The organism is Streptomyces sp. NPDC091209 (assembly GCF_044757755.1).
Classification (GTDB): domain Bacteria; phylum Actinomycetota; class Actinomycetes; order Streptomycetales; family Streptomycetaceae; genus Streptomyces.
On the sequence record NZ_JBIVVR010000001.1, the window covers coordinates 869,124 to 888,113 of the forward strand.

19 protein-coding genes are annotated in these 18,990 nt (G+C 70.1%); 8 read left to right on the forward strand and 11 right to left on the reverse strand.

Annotated features, from left to right (window positions below):
* From ACIQRL_RS03810 to ACIQRL_RS03835, 6 genes are all read right to left on the reverse strand, one after another.
* Positions 1-240 carry an acyl-CoA carboxylase subunit epsilon gene (locus ACIQRL_RS03810; protein WP_401326568.1) on the reverse strand — a complete coding sequence of 80 codons (240 nt, stop codon included), beginning with the start codon at positions 238-240 and terminating at the stop codon, positions 1-3.
* Positions 237-1,793: an acyl-CoA carboxylase subunit beta gene (locus tag ACIQRL_RS03815; protein WP_401326570.1), complete on the reverse strand. Its 1,557-nt coding sequence runs from the start codon at positions 1,791-1,793 to the stop codon at positions 237-239. The genes ACIQRL_RS03810 and ACIQRL_RS03815 overlap by 4 nt, the downstream gene beginning before the upstream one ends.
* 142 nt (positions 1,794-1,935) lie before the next feature.
* A complete protein-coding gene (locus ACIQRL_RS03820) occupies positions 1,936-3,357 on the reverse strand; it encodes an MFS transporter (RefSeq protein ID WP_401326573.1) in 1,422 nt (473 codons plus the stop codon).
* 58 nt (positions 3,358-3,415) lie between these two features.
* Positions 3,416-3,646: a 4-oxalocrotonate tautomerase family protein gene (locus tag ACIQRL_RS03825; RefSeq protein ID WP_401326576.1), complete on the reverse strand. Its 231-nt coding sequence runs from the start codon at positions 3,644-3,646 to the stop codon at positions 3,416-3,418.
* A 59-nt stretch (positions 3,647-3,705) separates the two neighbouring features.
* Positions 3,706-4,539, reverse strand: coding sequence for an SDR family NAD(P)-dependent oxidoreductase (locus ACIQRL_RS03830; RefSeq protein ID WP_401326579.1), 834 nt, complete (start codon positions 4,537-4,539; stop codon positions 3,706-3,708).
* A 198-nt stretch (positions 4,540-4,737) separates the two neighbouring features.
* Positions 4,738-5,343 carry a TetR/AcrR family transcriptional regulator gene (locus tag ACIQRL_RS03835; RefSeq protein ID WP_401326581.1) on the reverse strand — a complete coding sequence of 202 codons (606 nt, stop codon included), beginning with the start codon at positions 5,341-5,343 and terminating at the stop codon, positions 4,738-4,740.
* Positions 5,344-5,592: 249 nt separating this feature from the next.
* Here ACIQRL_RS03835 and ACIQRL_RS03840 point away from each other — a divergent pair, with 249 nt between their 5' ends.
* From ACIQRL_RS03840 to ACIQRL_RS03860, 5 genes are all read left to right on the forward strand, one after another.
* Positions 5,593-6,378, forward strand: coding sequence for an AfsA-related hotdog domain-containing protein (locus ACIQRL_RS03840; RefSeq protein WP_401326584.1), 786 nt, complete (start codon positions 5,593-5,595; stop codon positions 6,376-6,378).
* A gap of 92 nt (positions 6,379-6,470) precedes the next feature.
* Positions 6,471-7,091: a hypothetical protein gene (locus ACIQRL_RS03845; protein WP_401326587.1), complete on the forward strand. Its 621-nt coding sequence runs from the start codon at positions 6,471-6,473 to the stop codon at positions 7,089-7,091.
* 104 nt (positions 7,092-7,195) lie between these two features.
* Positions 7,196-8,068 carry a hypothetical protein gene (locus ACIQRL_RS03850; protein ID WP_401326590.1) on the forward strand — a complete coding sequence of 291 codons (873 nt, stop codon included), beginning with the start codon at positions 7,196-7,198 and terminating at the stop codon, positions 8,066-8,068.
* A 35-nt stretch (positions 8,069-8,103) separates the two neighbouring features.
* Positions 8,104-9,174, forward strand: coding sequence for a 3-oxoacyl-ACP synthase III family protein (locus ACIQRL_RS03855; protein WP_401326593.1), 1,071 nt, complete (start codon positions 8,104-8,106; stop codon positions 9,172-9,174).
* A 24-nt stretch (positions 9,175-9,198) separates the two neighbouring features.
* Positions 9,199-9,366, forward strand: coding sequence for a hypothetical protein (locus tag ACIQRL_RS03860; RefSeq protein ID WP_401326596.1), 168 nt, complete (start codon positions 9,199-9,201; stop codon positions 9,364-9,366).
* A gap of 103 nt (positions 9,367-9,469) precedes the next feature.
* Here ACIQRL_RS03860 and ACIQRL_RS03865 read toward each other — a convergent pair whose 3' ends face one another.
* From ACIQRL_RS03865 to ACIQRL_RS03880, 4 genes are all read right to left on the reverse strand, one after another.
* Positions 9,470-10,258 (reverse strand): HAD family hydrolase, encoded by a 789-nt coding sequence (locus ACIQRL_RS03865; RefSeq protein WP_401326598.1) that lies wholly within the window; start codon positions 10,256-10,258, stop codon positions 9,470-9,472.
* Positions 10,259-10,757: 499 nt separating this feature from the next.
* A complete protein-coding gene (locus ACIQRL_RS03870; RefSeq protein WP_401326601.1) occupies positions 10,758-11,234 on the reverse strand; it encodes a hypothetical protein in 477 nt (158 codons plus the stop codon).
* 209 nt (positions 11,235-11,443) lie between these two features.
* Positions 11,444-12,685, reverse strand: coding sequence for a sensor histidine kinase (locus ACIQRL_RS03875; RefSeq protein ID WP_401326603.1), 1,242 nt, complete (start codon positions 12,683-12,685; stop codon positions 11,444-11,446).
* The gene (locus tag ACIQRL_RS03880) at positions 12,676-13,338 is read right to left on the reverse strand and encodes a response regulator transcription factor (RefSeq protein ID WP_401326606.1); all 663 of its coding nucleotides are present in this window, start codon (positions 13,336-13,338) and stop codon (positions 12,676-12,678) included. Before ACIQRL_RS03880 ends, ACIQRL_RS03875 begins: the two co-directional genes overlap by 10 nt.
* A gap of 182 nt (positions 13,339-13,520) precedes the next feature.
* On the opposite strand from ACIQRL_RS03880, the gene ACIQRL_RS03885 reads away from it, so the two are divergent.
* The 3 genes from ACIQRL_RS03885 to ACIQRL_RS03895 are packed head-to-tail and all read left to right on the forward strand — an operon-like array spanning position 13,521 to position 16,905.
* Positions 13,521-14,795, forward strand: a complete 1,275-nt coding sequence (locus ACIQRL_RS03885) for an ABC transporter permease (protein WP_401326610.1) — start codon at positions 13,521-13,523, stop codon at positions 14,793-14,795.
* A gap of 11 nt (positions 14,796-14,806) precedes the next feature.
* Positions 14,807-16,192, forward strand: coding sequence for an ABC transporter permease (locus ACIQRL_RS03890; RefSeq protein ID WP_401326612.1), 1,386 nt, complete (start codon positions 14,807-14,809; stop codon positions 16,190-16,192).
* A 5-nt stretch (positions 16,193-16,197) separates the two neighbouring features.
* A complete protein-coding gene (locus tag ACIQRL_RS03895; protein WP_401326614.1) occupies positions 16,198-16,905 on the forward strand; it encodes an ABC transporter ATP-binding protein in 708 nt (235 codons plus the stop codon).
* Positions 16,906-17,073: 168 nt separating this feature from the next.
* On the opposite strand, the gene ACIQRL_RS03900 is transcribed toward ACIQRL_RS03895, so the two are convergent.
* Positions 17,074-18,897, reverse strand: coding sequence for a hypothetical protein (locus ACIQRL_RS03900; RefSeq protein WP_401326617.1), 1,824 nt, complete (start codon positions 18,895-18,897; stop codon positions 17,074-17,076).
* Between the last annotated feature and the right edge of the window lie 93 nt (positions 18,898-18,990).

Genomic DNA, 18,990 nt, shown 5'->3' on the forward strand with positions numbered 1-18,990 from the left:
TCAGTGGCGCGGGGTCGTGCGCCAGGACGCGGCGATGCGGTGCGGGGCGCCATCGGCGGGGCGGTCCCAGCCGGCCGCTTCGGGCCGGGCGCCCCGTACGGGTTTCCCGGCGGACTCGGCACGGGCGCGTACGAGTTCGAGCAGCACGGCGGTGACGGCGGCGACTTCGGCCGGGTCCGGGTCTCCGCGCAGCACCCGGATCACGTCCTCGCGCGAAGCTCCGGAGGCGGCCCCGCTCACAGCGGCGGGTTCCCGTGCTTGCGCGACGGCAGGTCGGCGTGTTTGCCGCGCAGCATCGCCAGCGAGCGGATGAGAACGGACCGGGTCTCGCGGGGGTCGATCACATCGTCCACCAGCCCGCGTTCGGCGGCGTAGTACGGGTGCATCAGCTCGGCCCGGTATTCCTTGATGCGCTGCGCCCGGACCGCCTCCGGGTCGTCGGCGGCGGCGATCTCACGGCGGAAGACGACGTTCGCGGCGCCCTCGGCGCCCATGACGGCGATCTCGTTGGTGGGCCAGGCCAGCGACAGGTCGGCACCGATCGAGCGGGAGTCCATGACGATGTAGGCGCCGCCGTACGCCTTGCGCAGGATCAGCTGGACGCGCGGCACGGTGGCGTTGCAGTAGGCGTACAGCAGTTTGGCGCCGTGCCGGATGATGCCCTGGTGCTCCTGGCCGACGCCGGGCAGGAAGCCGGGGACATCGACCAGGGTGACCAGCGGGATGCTGAACGCGTCGCAGAACTGCACGAAGCGCGCGCCCTTTTCGGCGGCGTGGATGTCCAGGACGCCGGCCGTCTCCGCGGGCTGGTTGGCGACGACGCCGACCACGTGGCCGTCGAGCCTGGCGAGGGCGCAGAGCAGATTGCCCGCCCAGCCCGCCTGGACCTCGAAGAACTCCCCGTCGTCGACGATCTCCTCGATCACCGCGCGCATGTCGTACGCCTGGTTCGGCTCGCCGGGTACGAGTTCCAGCAGCGCGTCGCAGCGGCGACCGGGCGTGTCGGAGGGCTCGGTGGCGGGTGGCAGTTCACGGTTGTTGGCGGGCAGCAGGGACAGCAGGTGGCGCACGTCCTCCAGGCAGGATTCCTCGTCGTCGTACGCCGCGGCGGCCACCCCCGAGACGGCGGCGTGCACGTCCGCGCCGCCCAGGCCGTCGTGGCTGACCCGCTCCCCCGTCACCGCCTGTACGACGTCCGGGCCGGTGATGAACATCTGGGAGATGCCACGGACCATGAAGACGAAGTCGGTGAGCGCGGGAGAGTAGGCGGCGCCGCCCGCGCAGGGGCCGAGCATGACGCTGATCTGCGGGATGACCCCGGAGGAACGGACGTTGCGGGTGAAGATCCCGCCGTAGCCCGCGAGAGCGGAGACCCCTTCCTGGATCCGCGCCCCCGCTCCGTCGTTGAGGCTGACCAGCGGGGAGCCCGCGGCGGCCGCGAGGTCCATCAGCTTGTGGATCTTCTGGGCGTGGGCCTCGCCGAGGGCGCCGCCGAAGATCCGGAAGTCGTGGGCGTAGACGAAGACCGTCCGGCCGTGCACGGTGCCCCAGCCGGTCACCACGCCGTCGGTGTGGGGCCGCTTGGCCTCCAGGCCGAAACCGGTGGCCCGGTGCCGGCGGAGCGGCTCGATCTCGGTGAACGACCCCTCGTCCAGGAGGAGTCCGATGCGTTCGCGGGCGGTGAGCTTGCCCCGGCCGTGCTGCTGGGCGGTCGCCTCGGGACCGGGACCGCCCTGCGCCTGGGCGCGGATCCGGGCCAGCTCGGCGGTCCGGGTCAGCGTGTCGGTTGTCATGGCAGAATAATACCTTCACGAAGGTATTATTTATCAGTGAGCTGCGTCACACGCCAAACGAAGAAAATCGCCCCAAGGGAAACCGCTCCGGCCCGGAGAGGCGGGCGGAGCGGTTTCCGGCTGTGGAGCGGGAGAACCCAGGTCAGGCGTCCTTGGCCGCGCGGCCCCGCGGGAGCAGGAAGGCCGTCGCCGCGGCTGTCACCGCGAGCATCGCGCCGGAGATGACCAGACTGGTCCGCAGGCCGTGCTCGAAGGTCACCCGGTCCGCGATCAGGGCCCCGAAGAAGGCGACCGCGAGGCAACCCCCCACCTGGCGGCAGGTGTTGAGGACGGCAGCCGCGGTGCCGGCCCATTCCGCCTCGACGCTCTCCAGGAGCACCGCGGTCAGCGACGGGACCGCCAGCCCGCCGCCGATGCCCACCGGGACCAGCAGCAGGACCGGCACCACCATGGAGGCCCCGGCGCCGACCGTGAGCAGGAGCAGCGCGCCGCCGCCCATCACGAGCTGGCCGATCACCATCGGAACCCGGGGACCGTAGCGGGCCGCCAGCTTCACACTGATCATGTTCATCACGGCGATCAGGGCGCACATCGGGACGAACATGGCGCCGGCGCTGACCGCGGACTCGCCCCGAACCTGCTGAAAGTACAGACCGAACAAGAAGATCACGCCGTAGAAGACCGCGTTGAGGGCGAACCCGGCCGCCGTGGTGACCAGTACCGTCCGCGAGCGGAACAGGCCGAGCGGCACCATGGGCTGCTTCCTGCGTGCCTGGGCCAGGAGGAAGACAGCCAGGCCGAGGGCCGCGACGACCAGGGTGCCGACGATGGCCGGTGAGCCGAAGCCGTCCCGGCCGCCCTCGATCACCGCGTACGTCAGACCGGCCAGGGCGACCACCACCGACACCTGCCCGACCATGTCGATCGGGGCGTCACGGCGCGGCGAGCGCGGAATGCGGGTCAGCAGGGCGAGACCGACCGCGCCGACCGGAAGGTTCAGGAAGAAGATCGAGCGCCAGCTCAGGGTGTCGGTCAGCGCGCCGCCGGCGACCGGGCCCACCGCGACGGCGATGGCGCCGGCGGCCGTCCAGATCGCGATCGCCTTGGCCCGCTTGGCCGGGTCGGCGTACGTCTGGCGGATCAGCGCCAGTGACGTCGGGACCATCACCGCCGCGGCGGCGCCCTGCACCATGCGGGCGGCGATCAGCGTGCTCAGGCCGGGCGCGAACCCGCACGCCGCCGAGGCCAGCGTGAAGGCGCCGAGCCCGACGGCGTACGCGCGGTTCGCGCCGATCCGGTCGGACAGCGCGCCCGCCGACAGCATGAGGGCGGCGAACATCAGCGTGTAGCCGTCCACGACCCACTGCAGGCCGGCCATGCTGCCGCGCAGGCTGCCGGAGATGGCGGGGAGGGCCACGTTGACGACCGAGCCGTCGAGCGAGATCACGAAGAAGCTGAGCAGTGCCGCGGCGAGGACGATGTGCGGCGAGGCGGGTCGGGCGGGGCCGGAATCGGTGGCGGGAGGAGCGGCGGCGGGCGCGTTCCTCGACAGGGTGAGAGCCATCGGATGTCTCCTGTGGGGTGCGACAAGGGGCGTGGCGGGCGGGGTGGGTGAGGGTGGATCAGGTGGTGGTGGGCGCGGTGCGGCGCCTGCTGAGTTCCGCGAACTCGGGGTCGGTGCCGAGCACTCCGCCTTCGCCCCAGCGGTTCTGGGGGACCTCGTTGATGTAGACGGTGATCTTGTCGAGTGGTGCGCCGGTGACCCGGTTCACCGTGGCGGTGAGCTCTTCGATCAGTTCCTGGCACTTCGCGTCGGTCTGGTTCGGCCAGGTGGTCATGCTGAGGATGGGCATGGCGGTGTCCTTGCTGGAGAAGGGGGGTGACGGGCGTTCAGAAGGGCCGCGACGCGACGTCAGAGTGCGGCGCAGGCTCCGCCGTCGAGAGTGATCGCGGTGCCGGTGATCTGGCCGGCGGCGGGAGAGAGCAGGAAGCGCACGAGCCGGGCGACGTCGGCGGGCCGGGTGAGCGAGCCCAGCGGGGTCTGCGCCAGCACCTGCGCGTTGACGTCCTCGGCGGTACCGCCGAGACGGTCGGCGATCTCCTTGGCGGTCCAGGCCCACAACGCGGTGTCCACGGCGCCCGGGTCCACGACGTTGACCCGGATGCCGGACCGCCCGAGGTCCTTGGAGGCGGCCTTGGCGAAGGCGGCGAGGGCGGCGTTGACCGCGCTGTTGACCGGGAAGAGCGGGTCGGGGGTGGTCCGGAAGGCGCCGTTGACCATCACGATCCGGCCGTGGTTGCGCGCCGCCATGTGTCCGGCGACGGCACGGGTGAGGCGTACGGCACCCATCAGCTTGCCGTTGAGGGTCCGCTGCCACATGGCGTCGGTCGCCTCGGCCAGCGACGCGACCGGCCCGTCGCCCGCCGCGTGGACCACGGCGTCGATCCGTCCCGCCTCGCCGAGCACCGCGGCGACCGCGGCGTCCACCGAGTCGCTGTCGTTGATGTCCGCGGTGCGGGCGATGAGCCGCCCCCGGCCCCCGGTGCGGGCCTGGACGCTCCGGCGGGCCTGTTCGAGCCGCTCCGCGTCGCGCCCGAGCAGCACCACGGTGGCGTCGGACCGGGCGAGTTCCTCCACCACGGCGCCGCCGATGCCACCGGTGGCGCCGCTGACCAGGACGACCTGGCCGGTCAGGTCGGTGGGGTCGTCGTGAACGTCGGTTCGCGGGGGGCTGTCGATCGTCATCACGGTGCCTCTTTCTCCGGCGCATGGCCGGCGAGGGAAGGGCGAGTGACCGCAAGTAGCCCCGAAATCAGGGCTGTTCGCCTGTTTCGAAGGCGAGCGCGGCTCGTGATGAAGACGCTAACGGAGATCCCCAACCGATGCAACCATCTAGTTGGTTTTCGGTGGGCGGTCGTCCGGCCCCGGCCTCAGCCCCGGCCCTCAGACCGTTCCGCACAGCGCGTTGTCGATGATCGCGTGACCCCCCGCCACCACGCTCGCCCGCAGGAGCACCCAGCTGGCCTCCGAGTCATGGTCGGGGCCGAGCATGAGCCGGCGCTGCTGCGGCACGATGAACGCCCAGGAGGCCAGGCCGATCAGGGCGATCAGCACCCGCGCCGAGGCCGTCGGGTCGTCGATCCCCAGGGCGAGACTGAGGGCGGCGGTCTTGTGGGTGTAGTAGGCCTCGCGCTCCTTCTCGTTCGGGATCGGCCGGTCCCGGTAGTGCAGGCCCTCCCAGGCGAGCAGCCGGACCAGGTCGCCGCTGGACCGGTGGTAGTCGAAGACCTGGCCGATGTAGTCGCGCAGCCCCGCCTCGTTCGAGGGGATGGGCACGCGCTCGCCCATGTGCTCGTAGACCCGGCTGAGGACGGCGGCGAAGAGTGCCTCCTTGTTGCCGAAGTAGGCGTAGATCCGCTGCTTGTTGACACCCGACCGCTCGGCGATCCGGTCCACCCGGCCACCGGCGAGACCGTTCTCGGAGAACTCCTCGTGAGCGGCTTCCAGCAGCTTGGCGCGCGTTTCCTGGGATTTGCTCGTCACTGTCATGAGGCGAGGATAACCAACCTCCAACCAACCGGATAGTTGGCTGCTCTCAGAAAAAACCAACTAGATGGTTGCATCCCCTGCCGCGCTCCTCTAGCGTTCTCTTCGTCGGCGCCGCCCACCGCGGTCCGGGACCTCCAGAAGGCCCGTTCCGCCGTACGACGGCCCCTCGCCGGACTCACTTCACGCACCGCCTGTTCCGCATGCTGCGGCGCGCCTCCGACCGGAGGCCGCCCGACGAAGGAGAAGCCCATGCCGACCACATCCCGCACCGTCGTTCTCGTCGGTGACCGATTCGCCGGATTCGCCGTCCACGAGGACGTCTTCACCGTCTCCCGGTTCCGCGAGGAACTGCTGCTCGGCGCCTATGGCGCGGCGGGTGAACCGATACCCGTCCGGGCCGGCCAGGGCGTCACGATCGCCGAATGGTCGGCCGTCCGCGACGAGGCGATCCGACTCGGCCTCGACAGCCGCCTGGACTTCCGGTTCGCCGCCCCGGACGTCGCCCCCCGGGGCGAGGTGCACAAGCGGATCGCCACCAACGCGCTCGTCGCCGACCTGCGCCAGGAGAGCGTCAACCACTTCACCGCCGCGTTGCGGCTGCACGGCGACAACGAACTGCTCCTCGATCACCAGACCGGCCAGCACGTACAGGGCATGGTCGTGGTCGAAGCGGCCCGGCAGATGTTCCTCGCGGTCAGCGAGCGGTTCTACGCCCACCGCTACCCGGACCGCTCGTACTACTACGTCATCGAATCGATGAACACCGACTTCGAGAACTTCCTCTTCCCGCTTCCCGCCACCATCGAGTTCAGCACCGTCCGGGCCGAGATCTCGGACCCCGCGAGGCTCTCCTTCCACGCCGAGATCCACGTGCATCAGGCCGGCCGGCGCGCCTCCCGTACCACCGTGACCTACACCGCCTTCGAGTCGGAGCTCATCGAGGCCAAGGAGCACCGGCGGGCCCGCCACGCCCTCGACCACTCCGTGCGCACGGCGGACGTACCGACGACGGACAAGGTGCTCGTCAGCCTGTAAGTCCGCCCTTCGACCGTCACGTTCGAGCCCCGCCGCACCGCCGAGCCATCACGCCTCCGCACCACCACACGACCACACCAAGGAGCACCGCCATGTCCACTGCCCTCATGACCGTCACCGAGCTGTCCGTCAAGCCCGACCTCGCCGCCGACGCCGCCGCCGCCTGGCTCGACCACCACTCGACGTCCGGCTTCGAGGGCCGCGTCCTCTACCGCGGTCTGGAGGGGCCGACCCTGCTGGAGCTCGCCCCGCTCAACGGCTACGACCAGATCGAAGGCCTGCGGACCGACTGGCGGAAGCTGTGGGACGCGGTCGGGCCGATGGCCGAGGGCGACTTCCGCCGCCAGCTGCTGCACTACGTGGAGGCACCCAAGCCGACGTCGGAGGCCCTGCCCGCCACCCCGTACGTGCAGATGCGGCACGTCGAGGTCCCGCCGCCCAACTACCGCGCCTACCGGGCCTGGCGTGAGGAGACCATCTTCGACGTGGTGCGCAACGCCCCCGAGGTGGAGGTGTTCGAGGCGTACCACTCGGTGCTGAGCAGCGAGCCGGGTGTCATGTTCGTCTCCGGCTTCTCCTGCGAACCGGCCGCCTACCAGGCCGTCTTCTCCTCCCCGCGCTACCAGGAGATCGTCCGCCAGGCCGGCGACCAGTACATCACCGGCGGCGACCGCGGCCTGTACACCCGGCTCTACGCCCGCGTGACCCCTTGAGCCGCTGGACCAGTTCCCATTCGACCGGCAGGACCACGGGGGCGGCGGCCGACGCGTCCCCCGCCGCCCCCGTGGTCCCCGGACCTGGCCAAGGAGCCTCCGCCATGACCATCACGACCGGCTACGACACCCTGATCACCACCCGCACCTACGACCTGAGCGTCACCACGCAGGGGCCGCTCTATCCGCCGAGCGAGATCATGGACGAGAACGGCGATTTCGTCGTGATCGGCCGGATCAACCGCCCCGGCCCCGACGGGGCCACCGTCTCCGAGTGGGGCAGCGCCGTGGTCTCCGCCGACAGTCCGCTGCCGCCGCTGGGCCGGAACCTCCCGTACGACATCGTGCGCGAACTCCCCGACCATCCCGCCCCCCAGGACGCGGCGATGGCGCTGCACACGCTGCCGCTGCCGCTGCCCTGCAACAACTACCCCATGCTCTTCGCCCCCGAGCAGCGCCCCGACGCACACACGGTCGAGCGGCCGAGCTACCCGCTGCACCGCGCACCCATCCCCGACGCGCGGTACGAGGACGGTCCGAAGCTGCGCGAACCCGTGCGGCTGGGCCAGTGGATCAAAGCCCGGGGTCAGCTGGAGGTCACGGTGCCGGAGCACCGCCGCAGCGCCACCTTCTCCTTCGCCTTCACCGGACTGATCCCCGACAGCCTCTACACGGTGATGTCGCTGCGGGAGCACGACCTCGACCCCGACGCCACCACCCGCCCCGGCCCGCTGGGCATCCCCAACGCCTTCATCAGCGACGAGCACGGCATGGCGCACTACCACGCGACCCTCCCCAACCCCTTCCCCGCGCCGGACACTCCCGGCGGCAACCGGGTGATCAACGTCGTGGTGCTGTGGATGAGCTACCAGCAGAACTACGGCGGCGCCATCGGCCACTTCGGGCTCGGCGGCGACATCCACGCCCAGCTGAAGCTGCGCGAGGCCGGCTTCCAGGAGTTCACCACCATCGCCTGACGCACGGACCGTGCCCCGGACCTTGAGGAGAGACCATGAACAGCAGTACGCACCCGCACGCGCACTCCATCGGCGTCATCAGCACCGGCTCCTTTCTCCCCGCCACCGTCGTGCACAACGACGAGATCGGCCAGGGGGCAGGGGTGAGCGCGGAGTGGATAGAACGCAAGACCGGCATACGGCAGCGACGCCGGGCCGCCGCGCACGAGGCGACCTCCGACCTCGCCGCGGCGGCCGCCGAACAGGCCATCCGCCAGGCCGGACTGACCCCCGACCGGATCAGCTACGTCGTGGTCGCCACCTCGACCCCCGACCATCCCCAGCCCGCCACGGCCGCGATCGTGCAGAGCCTGATCGGCGCCACCGGCGCCGCCGCCTTCGACGTCAACTCGGTGTGCAGCGGCTTCGTCTACGCCCTCACCGTCGCCCAGCGGCTGCTCGCCGCGGAGCCGGAGGACTCGTACGCCCTGGTCATCGGCGCGGACGTCTACTCGCGCATCCTGGACTACTCCGACCGCAAGACCGCCATCCTGTTCGGCGACGGCGCCGGGGCGGCCGTGCTCGGCCGGGTACCGGACGGCCAGGGCACGATCGCCACCAGCCTGCTGACCAGGGGCGACCAGCACGGCCTGATCGGCGTCACGGCGGGCGGCAGCCGGCTCCCGGCGTCCGCCGGCACGGTCGCGGACGGCGAGCACTTCTTCCGTATGGACGGCCGGGGAGTGCGCGGCTTCGTCCAGGAGAACCTTCCGGGGGCCGTGCGCGGCCTGCTAGACAAGGCAGGCGTCGCACCGGACGCCGTCGACCACTTCGTGCCGCACCAGGCCAACGGCGTCATGCTCGGCGAGGTCTGGCCCGAACTCGGCCTCGGATCCGCCGCCTGCCACCTCGCCATCGAGCTCTTCGGCAACACCGGGGCCGCGTCCATCCCGATCACCCTCGACCTCATCCACCGGCAGGGTCTGCTCGCCGAGGAGGACACCGTCGTCCTCTCCGGATTCGGCGGCGGCATGTCGGTCGGCTCGGCCCTCCTGCGCTGGGCTCCCACCCGCCACGCGCGGCTTCCCCGCACCCGCCCCCGCCACGAACTCGCCTCGGCGCGCTGACCGCTGACCGACCGGAGGCCCGCCATGACCACCCTCACCCCGCACCGCCCCCGCACCGCCCACCACGCCCACCGCCGCTGGGTCACCGAAGTGCCGCCGGATCCCTGCGAACCCCCGGCCCCGTGCCTGCGGCTCGCCGGGGAGGACGACGAGGAGGGCTTCGAACCGCACATCTTCCGGGGCATCGACTGAACCCGGACGCGGCGCGGCGGGTGGAGGCAGCGAGAGAGGGCAGAGGCCGCGAAGCCTCTGCCCTCTCCTCGTTCTCCGTCGTCTCGTCAGGTCCGCGCCGGCATCACTCCAGCGGCAGCGCGCAGCCGCCGGGGCACGGGTCCGCCTTCCCCGAACCGGCCCCCATCGACCAGCAGGCCACCGCGCATCCCGTGGCGGAGTCCCGCGACGCGCGCAGGCGCCGCATCATCTCCGGATGACCGCCCACCACCCGGGGGTTCCCGACGCACTCCAGCATCGGCAGGTCGGAGGGGTGGTCCCCGAAGGCGTAGCAGTCGTGCGGGTCCACTCCCGGGTGGTCGGCCAGCAGCCGCATCACCGCCGCCCTCTTCCCGTTCCCGATCATGGGCTCGGCCACCTCGCCGGTGTATCTGCCGTCCCGTACGAGCGGGGTGGTCGCCAGTACGTGCGCGGCTCCCACGTGCTCGGCGATCGGTGCCAGGCACGGCAGGAACGACCCGGAGACCAGCACCACGTCCGCGCCCGCCGCCCGATGTCCGTTCAGCGCCGCGAGGGTCGGCCCGATGAAGAAGTCCTCCCCCGCCGACCTCTGCGCGAACCACTCCCTGCCCAGCGCCTCCGTCCGCGGCGCGTCCTCCCCGGTGTAGTGCCGGTAGTACTCCCGGTTGACCTCCTCGCGCGGGGTGCCCTCCGCCGACCGGGCCCTCAACTGCCGGGCTATCAGCCGATAGCGGGCCTCGCCCTCCTCGTCGCCGTGCCGGCGCACGAGCCGGAACCGGAGGAAGTCGAACATGCTCTTGGTGTTGATGAGGGTCTCGTCGACGTCGCTGAAGACCAGGTACGACGGACGGCGGACGGTGGTCCTGACGGTTTCGGTCACGGTCGCGGTCACGCGGGGACATCCTCTCGGACGGGCTGGATAGAAGATACCTTCGCGAAGGTATCTTCTATCCAGCGCTCAGTCCAGGGCTTTGAGGTCGGCTGTGAACCACTGCGGGCCATGGGTGAGTTGGCGCTGATTGCCGGGTGGGGCGCCTTCAACGCCGGGGAACATGCCGAGGCGGAGTGGATCTACCGGCTCGGCAGGAGCGCCGGGCGGGCCGCCGGGGACAGGTGATGGAGGCCCGCGTCCCTGCCGAGCCGCGGCGCCCCCTGCGCGCCGTACCGCTGCTGACGGATGCACTCGGACGCTACGACGCCCGTCACGCCCGGGAGTTGACGCTGCACCTCGCGCGGCGGGCCGTGGCCGACGCCGACGAGCCGAGGCCGCCGCCGAGACAACGAGCCGCATGCTCACCCTTGGGCAGAGCCGCAGCGAACAGACCGCAGAACGCACGCGGATCGTGCTGGACCGCCTACCGGCCTTTGGAGACGTGCCCGAAGCCGCCGAACTACCTGAAAGGCCAGGAGCCCTCAAGGAATCTCAGCACACCCCTCAATGGGGCTTCGATGTCCCGTCGATCGATTCCTGCGCCTTCTAGATGCACTAGAATACGCGCCTTCTCTCCACGATCCGGGAATCTCGCCAAGAAAGCGGAGACGCACGATTCGAGGAGGGCTTGGACATGACTCTCGATCGCAGCTTCGCCGGGTTCCACAACAGCCCTGTCAGCGCTGATCGGAGCCGCCGCGAGGATAACCTCCGGAGCCCCGTCATCGCGCCGGTTGGACAGAACCTGGACATGGCCGATCTGCGGCGAATCCCCATACCGCTCGTGAGCGAGGGGGGAGTTCAGGATCGCAGCATCACAGTCAAACCCTGTCTCAGGAATCGAACCCACCCGGAAGTTGACGCCAGGGACGAATCCCAACATCTCCCGGCACACCTCAACGACGCCTTCCGAGGACGAAGCGATCACGTATTCCATCACCGTCACCATCGCCCACAGCTCATACCAAAGAAGCGCTTCTTCAGGAGATCGTCGCGCTCCATTCCCTTGACGCCACGCCAAAGGAATATTTCGCCTGGCCCAAGTTCGCCACCGGAATTGTGCACCAGAATTGATGTATCGCCGGCGAGCACATAGTACGGGTGGAGTTCCTGGACGGTGAGGTTCCAGCGGTTCGTGGTCGTGCGTCAGGTGGCGCGAAAGGTGACGCGGACGGTCAGCCCTCCGTCCTGGCCGGGGTGGGCGGTGATGTTCGCGCGGTGGGCGTCGGCGATGGATCTGGCGATGGACAGGCCCAGGCCGTGACCGGTGGTGCCGATACGGTCCTGGCCGAGGCGGCGGAAGGGCTCGAAGAGGTCGGCGACCTGGTCGGGTTCGATGGTGCTGCCGGTGTTGGCGACGGTCAGGGCACGGTCGGTGAGATGGACGGTGACGGTGCCGCTGGGCCGGTTGTACTGCAGGGCGTTGTCGAGCAGGTTCGTCTGCAGGTGACGCAGCAGAGTGGGATCGCCCTCGACCCGGAGCGGCTGGTCCGCCGTCAGGGTGAGCGAGAGGTCCTTCGCCCGGGCGGCGGGCTGCAGCGCGCCGGTCAACTGGCGTGCCATCGCGGCGAGGTCGACCTCTTCGGTCTCCTGCAGGCCGCTGTCGCTGCGGGCCAGAACGAGCAGTGAGTCGATCAGTCTCTCCGCCTCGCGGTTGACGGCCAGCAGGTCCTCTCGTACGTCCGCCAAGCCGTCGGGCAGGGGGTCGGCCAGTCCGACCTGCAGGCTTGTCCGCTGCACGGCCAGCGGGGTGCGCAGTTCGTGCGAGGCGTTGGTGACGAAGCGGCGCTGGCCGGCGAACGCCCTCTCCAGGCGTTCGAGCATGATGTCGAAGGTGTCGGCAAGTTTGTGGAGCTCGTCGTCCGGTCCGGTGAGAGCGAGACGCTCGTGCAGGTTCTCCTGACTGATCCTGCGCGCCGCGTCCGTCACCGCCGCCACCGGCCGCAGCGCACGCCCGGCGATCCACCACCCCACGACAGAAGCGAGCAGGGTGATCAGTACCAGCCCGACGCCGGACCACAGGAGCATCTGCTGCAGCGCCGCGCCCTGTACGGCGGCCACCGTCCGGTCGACCAGCTTGAGGGCGATGCCGTCGGAGTCGGTGCCGTGCGGGAGGGGGAGGCTCGTCCGACCCGGGGTCGTCGGGCTCACCGGTGTGGTCGTGCCCGTCGGACCCGCCACGCTGAACGGCCCCACCGGGCCGACGCCGGAGACCACATCGATGTCCCGCACCTGCTGGGTGGTTCCGTAGCGAGCCAGCACCACCACGAAGGCCAACAGCACGGCCCCCGACAGTACGAACAAGACGGCGAAGGCGGCGGCGATCCTGCCCCGGAAGGGCATCTCGCGCAGGGGACGGCGCATGCGGGCCGACCAGGTCAACGGCACAGCCGATACCCCTCACCGGCGTCCGCCACGATCGCGTCCGGCAGGCCGAGTTTGCCCCGCAAGCGGCTGACGGTGGCGCGGACCGCGCTCGTGCGCGGGTCCAGGTGCTCGTCCCAGACGGAACGCACCAGCTCCCGATGTGTGACGGCCTCGCCGCGCGCCTCGACCAGCATCAGGAGCACGGCGAACTCCTTGGGCGTGAGATCGACCGCCCGGCCGTCCACGCGCACTTCGTGCCGGGACAGGTCCAGAGAGATCCCCTGGTAGTGGTGGACGACCGGCGACGCCGTGTGCGTACGCCGGCTCAGCGCCCGCACCCGGGCGACCAGTTCGGTGAAGTCGAAGGGCTTGGGGAGATAGTCGTCGGCTCCCAGGCGCTCCAGGCCGTGGACCCGGTCCTCGAGTGTGCCGGCCGCGGTCAGCATCAGGATCATCGGCGGATCCGCCCGTCCGCGGAGCCGGAGACAGACCGCGTCGCCCGTCATCACCGGCAGATCGCGGTCGAGGACCAGCACGTCGTAGTCGGCAAGCAGGCACATCCGTTCGGCCTCGTCGCCCGATGCGGCGATGTCGACCGCCATGGACTGCCTGCGCAGGCCGGTGGCGATGGTCCGCGCCAGGATCGCGTGATCCTCGGCTACCAGAACTCTCATGGGGTCAGAAGACCACGCCCGCGTTTACAGCGAGATAAACGCCGTCCGGTGCGTGCGGCCCACGAACCGTCCGGGCCCGGCGCCCGATCAGCCCGTCCCGGTGCGCGGACCGGGAGCTGTGCCTTTATGCGGCCGTAACAGCCTTTATGTCGCCGTGCGGGTCCGGCTGTTGTCCTGCGTCCATGAACTTCGTCAAGCGGGCTGCCTTCAGCCTGGGGGCCAGAAGAGGAAAGACCAGCCTTCTGCTCGGCATTTTCCTGGTGGTCTGCACACTGCTGCTGGGCGGCTTCCTGCTCCGGGACGCGACCACCCGCCAGGAGGCCGAGGCCCAGCGGCGTATCGGCGTGGACGTCACTGTGCGCGGCGCCAAGCTGACCTCACAGGCGGTCGACACGCTCGGTTCCTCCCCGGTGGTGCAGCGGTACAACCCGGTGCTGCGCGGAGTGAGCAAGCCTCCGGGGCTGCCTCTCGTGACCTCGAACCTGCCGAGACCCGGCCGGCCGGAAGGAGGCGGCGACCGGGGCCAGGACGGACTGGCGGTGAACGGCATCCGTGACTCGGGGATGCTCCTCGACTTCTCCACCGGCCGTTCCACGATCGTTGCCGGTCGCGGGCTCACCTCGCGGGACAACGCCCGCAAGGTCGTTCTGGTCAGCCGGCGCCTGGCCGCGAAGAATCATCTGAAGGTCGGCGACACCATCCCCCTGGCCTCCCCCGACGGCAAGCACACGGACTCCTTCACCGTCGCCGGCGTGTACGAGGACTCCCGCCAGGACCCGCCCCAGTGGGTGGCGCCCAGCGAGCTGCCCGCGAACCAGGTGTACGCCCCGGCCGCCGCCCTGTCCGCGCTCGGCTTCGGGACCAAGCCCGACGAAGCCGTCTTCAAGATCCGCTCTCCTGAGCAGGCCCGGCAACTGCACACGGAAGCCGCCCGGTTGCTCGGCACCGACGGCTTCCGCTTCGACATCAACGACAAGGCGTACCGCGACCAGGTCCTGCCGCTGCAGCGGGTCGGGACGTTCACCACCGCCCTGGTCCGGCTGATCACCCTGTCCGGAGCGGTGATCCTCACGCTGATCGTGACCATGACGATCAGGGACCGCCGCGACGAACTGGGCATGCTCCTCGCCCTGGGCGAGAAGAAGTGGAAACTCATCGGCCAGCACACCGTGGAGGTCGCGGCCGTCCTGCTGCCCGCCCTCGCTCTGGCAGCCCTGGCCGGCCAGTCCCTGGCCCACCACGCGGGCACCATGCTGCTGGTTCGCGAGCAGCACAGCGTCACCGCCGGCCAGAACCCCGCCGACCAGAACCCCACGGTGTCGGACATCCGCATGGACATCGGCGACCTCGGCAAGACCGCCGCCATCGGCCTGGGCATCGCCCTGGTCGCCACCGCCGTCCCCGGCATCGGGATTCTCCGACTGCACCCGCGCTCCATCCTCACCGACACCGAATAGGCCCACCCCTCATGAACTTCATCAAACGCGCCGGCCTGAGCCTGTGGTCACGCAAAGCCAGAACCCTGATCACCCTGGGCACCTTTCTGGTCATCTGCACCATGGTGCTCGCCGGGTTCCTCATCGGAACCGCCACCGGACGCGCCGCCGACAGCGCCGAACGCCGCCTCGGCGCCGCCGTCACCCTTGAGATGGATCTCTCCGGCGTGGGGGGCGGCATGCCGGGCCAGGCCCCGCAGATCGGCTCGGACGTCGTCGACAGGATCGGCGGATCCCCGCTGGTGGCCAAGTACAACTACACGTACAACGACGGAACCACGCTGCTCGGCGGCCTCGAACTCACCAGCGGCAAACGCTTCGTGTCCGATGCGCCCGCCACCTACACCCTGGCCGCCGGCGTCCGGGACTCCTCCCTGCTCCCCGACTTCGCCGACGGCAACTGGAAGCTGCTGTCCGGCGGGCATGTCACCGCCGCCGATCAGGACCGCAACGAGGTCCTGATCGAGGAACGGCTGGCGAGCAAGAACCACCTCGAGGTCGGCGACAAGATGACGTTGTCCGAGAACGACCCCACCGGCAAGGGCAAGGCCGTCTTCACCGTCAAGGGCATCTACCACAACCCCTCCGACCAGCCCGACCCCGACGACCAGCAGGCCCCGGGCGACAAGCTGATCGTCCCGGCCGGCGCACTGGGCAAGCTCAACTCCGGCGGCAGGCAGGGCCCGACCCCCCTGCAGGGCGCGACCTTCCAGCTCAAGGACGCCGCCGCGTTCGACGCCTTCCACGCGCAGGCCGACCGTACGGCCGGGAACGCGCTGAAGGGCTTCAAGCTCAGCATCAACGACAAGGCCCTGAAGCAGATGACCGGTCCCCTGGACAGTGTCACCACCTCCGCGACCGCGGCCATGTGGCTGATCGGCGTCGCCGGGGGCCTCGTCCTGGGTCTGCTTGCCACTCTCGCGGTCAAACAGCGCCGCACGGAGTTCGGCATCCTGCTGTCCTTGGGCGAGACGAAGTGGAAGCTGGTCGCCCAGCAGTGCGTCGAGATCGTCGTCGTCGCGGTCCTCGCCATCGGTCTGAGCTCGGTGTTCGCCCAGAACGTGACCCAGAAGGCAGGCGACACGTTGCTGCACGACCAGGCCGCCTCGGCCCAGCGGAAGATCAACGCCTGGCAGCCGCCGCCCCCCGGCTCCACCGGACTGGAACAGGGCATCGACCCGAACTCCGCGCCGGTCAAGGACGCCGACCCCATAGACAAGATCACTGTCCGGCTGCAGCCGTCGGACGTCGCCACCGTCGCCGGAATCGGTCTGGGCATCGGTCTGCTGGCCACCGCGATTCCCGCGGCCTCCGCGCTGCGCCTCGACCCCCGCCGCATCCTCACCAAGGGCAAGTGACCGCAATGAACCAGACCCCACCCGCCATCACGCCGCCCGCCCTGCAGTTCGCGGATGTCAGCCACATCTACCAGAACCAGCGACGCCGGACGACCGTGCTCAAGCAGATCGACCTGGATTTCGAACGCGGCACCTTCTACACCGTCCTCGGCCCCTCGGGCAGTGGCAAGACCACGCTCCTCAGCCTGGCCAGCGGGCTGGACAGCCCCACCAAGGGAGTCATTCGTTTCGACGGACAGGATCTGGCCGAACTCGGCCTGGGCCGCTACCGCAACAAACACGCGGCCACCGTCTTCCAGCAGTACAACCTGCTCACTTATATGACGGCGCTGCAGAACGTCCTCACCGCCATGGAGATCACCGGCGCCAAGCCGGCCACGGGACGGCGCAAGGCTCACGCGCTGGAACTGCTCGCCAAAGTCGGCCTCGACCCCGACATGGCCGACCGCAACGTCCTCAAACTCTCCGGCGGGCAGCAGCAACGCGTCGCCATCGCCCGGGCCCTCGCCTGCGACGTGGACATCCTCTTCGCCGACGAACCGACCGGAAACCTCGACGAGGACACCGCCGACGGCGTCATCGGCATCTTCCAGGAGCTGGCGCACACGCAGAACAAGTGCGTCATCGTGGTCACCCACAGCCAGACCCTCGCCGCCCGGTCCGACCGGACGCTGACCCTGCGCAAGGGCAAGGTCGCCGTGGGAACCGCCTGAGCTTCGGCTCGACCAGGTCGAGGTGCTCGGTGATGTCCGGGCGACGCCCATGCGGCCCGACAGGTCGGTGGTCACCTGCCGGGCGACAGCGTCAGGCCCGCCCGGAGGGGGCAGGTAAGCGGCCGGGCGCTCTCGGGCGGGCGGCGCCCGGCGCAGCGGGCGAGCGGACTACTTGACGTCGACCCGGGTGTGGACGCTCGTCGAGTTGAGGTGGTGGGCATCGGGAGACTGGTAGGCGACGTACCAGGTGCCGCTGCCGGTGTCCTTGGCACGGAGGCTGTACTGGCCGCGGGCGTCGGTGGCGGCCGTTGACATGAGGTGCCAGGTCTTGCTGCCGGACGGCTGGAACCACAGTCGCACGGTGGCGTGACCGTAGGCGTGCCATGTTCCCGCGGAGGACTGCTGGAGGCTCCCGGAGAAGGACAGCTTCTGGTTGTGGCTCGCGTGCGTGGTACTCGGTCTGCCGCCGGTGATCCGGGTGGGAGTGCGCAACAGGTGCACCGCCTTGGCGGTGACGGGCAGCCAGTCGCGGTTGCCGAGGAAGGAGACACGCCAGTAGCCGTTGGCGTTGCTGCCCTGGCGGACGTCGCAGAGGAATTCGTCCTTGCCGAGGCCCTGGCGTCCGACCGTGGTGGAAGCCGCGTGGTGCCAGGTTTTGGCGTCGGCGGAGTACTGCACCTGGACCGTGGTGCCAGTGGGCGGGGAGCCGGCCTGTCCCAGCGTGAGACGCCCGGCGATCAGGCCCTGGCCTGTGGCGTCCTGGGAGATGCTGAGGCTGGTGAACCGGGCCCCGGGCTGGGGAATGTGGACGCGGATGCCTACGGCCGGGCTCTGCTGCAGGAAGTCCGTCGCCTCGTCACGGACCTGGTAGGCGCCGGCCCGGGAGATCGGGATGCTGAATGCTCCCCGGTCGTCGGTGAAGCCACTGGAGATCCAGTCGGAACCGGTCTGCGGGCCTGACAGGTCGAAGAAGGTGCGGGGAGCGGGGAGCCAGGCGTCGCCGACCTTGCGCTCCACGACGCCGGTCGCGGTAGTTATACCGCCGGCGGGGACGTTGACGTCCGGTGGCGAGGTCAGCCGGATCCGGGTGGGTTCGGACGCGGGACGGTCGGGCTGGGGGAAGTACGCGTACGCGGGGGTGTGGGTCCAGCTGTCCTCGCGGCCGGGCTCGTATTCGCCGGAGGTCTGGATCGCACCGTCGGCGTCGAGCGAGGTCGTGAAGGTGCCGTCGGCAGCCGTCGTCGTCTTGAGCGAAGAGCCGTTGGTGTTGTTGTGGACGGACACGGTGGCGCCCGGGAAGGGGCTGACCTGGCCCGTGCCCGGGTCGGTCAGGGTGAGGGCACCGTGGACGGTGACGGTCCGGTGGTCGAAGTCGAAGTTCGACGGGACCGTCTGCGTGTATGAGCTGAAGTGAACGACCTGTTGGTAATCCACCGTCCCACCGGCGGGCAGCGTGACGTCGTAGCCGTGGTCGTCGCGAACGTCCAGCGCAACCCGGTAGGCGCCGAAGGCGGGCAGCACGACCGGGGTCGTCGCCCGCCACACGTGCGCGTCCGCGTGTTCGAAGTCCGTCACGGTGAGTACGGGTGCCGTGTCCGCGGGCGCGTTCAGCGGGTAGAAGCGGGCGGTGAGCGACGTGACGGTTGCACCGTCGCCGGACGGCCATGCGGAGACACGGAAGTTGGCGCGGTCATCGGTGTAGTCGATGGGAGAGGCGGCTGCCCAGGGCAGACCCGGCACCCGCTTGGTGAGGGTCACAGGACCCTGTCCGTCCGGCGGAGCGGGGGCGTCGCCGACTGCGGCCGCTCCCGTGGCCTCAGCCGTCGGCGTGTCGTGGGTGGTCACCGGCGTAGGGCTTGGCACCGAGGTCTCGGCCAGCGCCTGGCCCGGCAGGGCCAGCGTGGCGAGGAAGCCGACCGCGACCGACGTGGAGATGAACAGGCGTGGTCTCACGTAGAAGTCCCCCGGGACAGCGAGTTGTACATCTGTCATGCACAGATCGACAGCGCATCCTACCGTCCGGCGAAGGCCGGGCCGGCTGTCAACGCAGGCAAGGTGCCCGCCCTGTGGAAGCGAACGCCGGCA

Excerpts from the sequence above, each read along its gene's own strand:
- ACIQRL_RS03895 (WP_401326614.1), top strand. The coding sequence starts at position 16,198 with ATGAACCAGACCCCACCCGCCATCACGCCGCCCGCCCTGCAGTTCGCG.
- ACIQRL_RS03880 (WP_401326606.1), bottom strand. The coding sequence starts at position 13,338 with ATGAGAGTTCTGGTAGCCGAGGATCACGCGATCCTGGCGCGGACCATC.
- ACIQRL_RS03885 (WP_401326610.1), top strand. The coding sequence starts at position 13,521 with ATGAACTTCGTCAAGCGGGCTGCCTTCAGCCTGGGGGCCAGAAGAGGA.
- ACIQRL_RS03870 (WP_401326601.1), bottom strand. The coding sequence starts at position 11,234 with ATGGAATACGTGATCGCTTCGTCCTCGGAAGGCGTCGTTGAGGTGTGC.
- ACIQRL_RS03900 (WP_401326617.1), bottom strand. The coding sequence starts at position 18,897 with ATGACAGATGTACAACTCGCTGTCCCGGGGGACTTCTACGTGAGACCA.
- ACIQRL_RS03830 (WP_401326579.1), bottom strand. The coding sequence starts at position 4,539 with ATGACGATCGACAGCCCCCCGCGAACCGACGTTCACGACGACCCCACC.
- ACIQRL_RS03815 (WP_401326570.1), bottom strand. The coding sequence starts at position 1,793 with ATGACAACCGACACGCTGACCCGGACCGCCGAGCTGGCCCGGATCCGC.
- ACIQRL_RS03825 (WP_401326576.1), bottom strand. The coding sequence starts at position 3,646 with ATGCCCATCCTCAGCATGACCACCTGGCCGAACCAGACCGACGCGAAG.
- ACIQRL_RS03855 (WP_401326593.1), top strand. The coding sequence starts at position 8,104 with ATGAACAGCAGTACGCACCCGCACGCGCACTCCATCGGCGTCATCAGC.
- ACIQRL_RS03835 (WP_401326581.1), bottom strand. The coding sequence starts at position 5,343 with ATGACAGTGACGAGCAAATCCCAGGAAACGCGCGCCAAGCTGCTGGAA.
- ACIQRL_RS03890 (WP_401326612.1), top strand. The coding sequence starts at position 14,807 with ATGAACTTCATCAAACGCGCCGGCCTGAGCCTGTGGTCACGCAAAGCC.
- ACIQRL_RS03860 (WP_401326596.1), top strand. The coding sequence starts at position 9,199 with ATGACCACCCTCACCCCGCACCGCCCCCGCACCGCCCACCACGCCCAC.
- ACIQRL_RS03820 (WP_401326573.1), bottom strand. The coding sequence starts at position 3,357 with ATGGCTCTCACCCTGTCGAGGAACGCGCCCGCCGCCGCTCCTCCCGCC.
- ACIQRL_RS03850 (WP_401326590.1), top strand. The coding sequence starts at position 7,196 with ATGACCATCACGACCGGCTACGACACCCTGATCACCACCCGCACCTAC.
- ACIQRL_RS03845 (WP_401326587.1), top strand. The coding sequence starts at position 6,471 with ATGTCCACTGCCCTCATGACCGTCACCGAGCTGTCCGTCAAGCCCGAC.
- ACIQRL_RS03840 (WP_401326584.1), top strand. The coding sequence starts at position 5,593 with ATGCCGACCACATCCCGCACCGTCGTTCTCGTCGGTGACCGATTCGCC.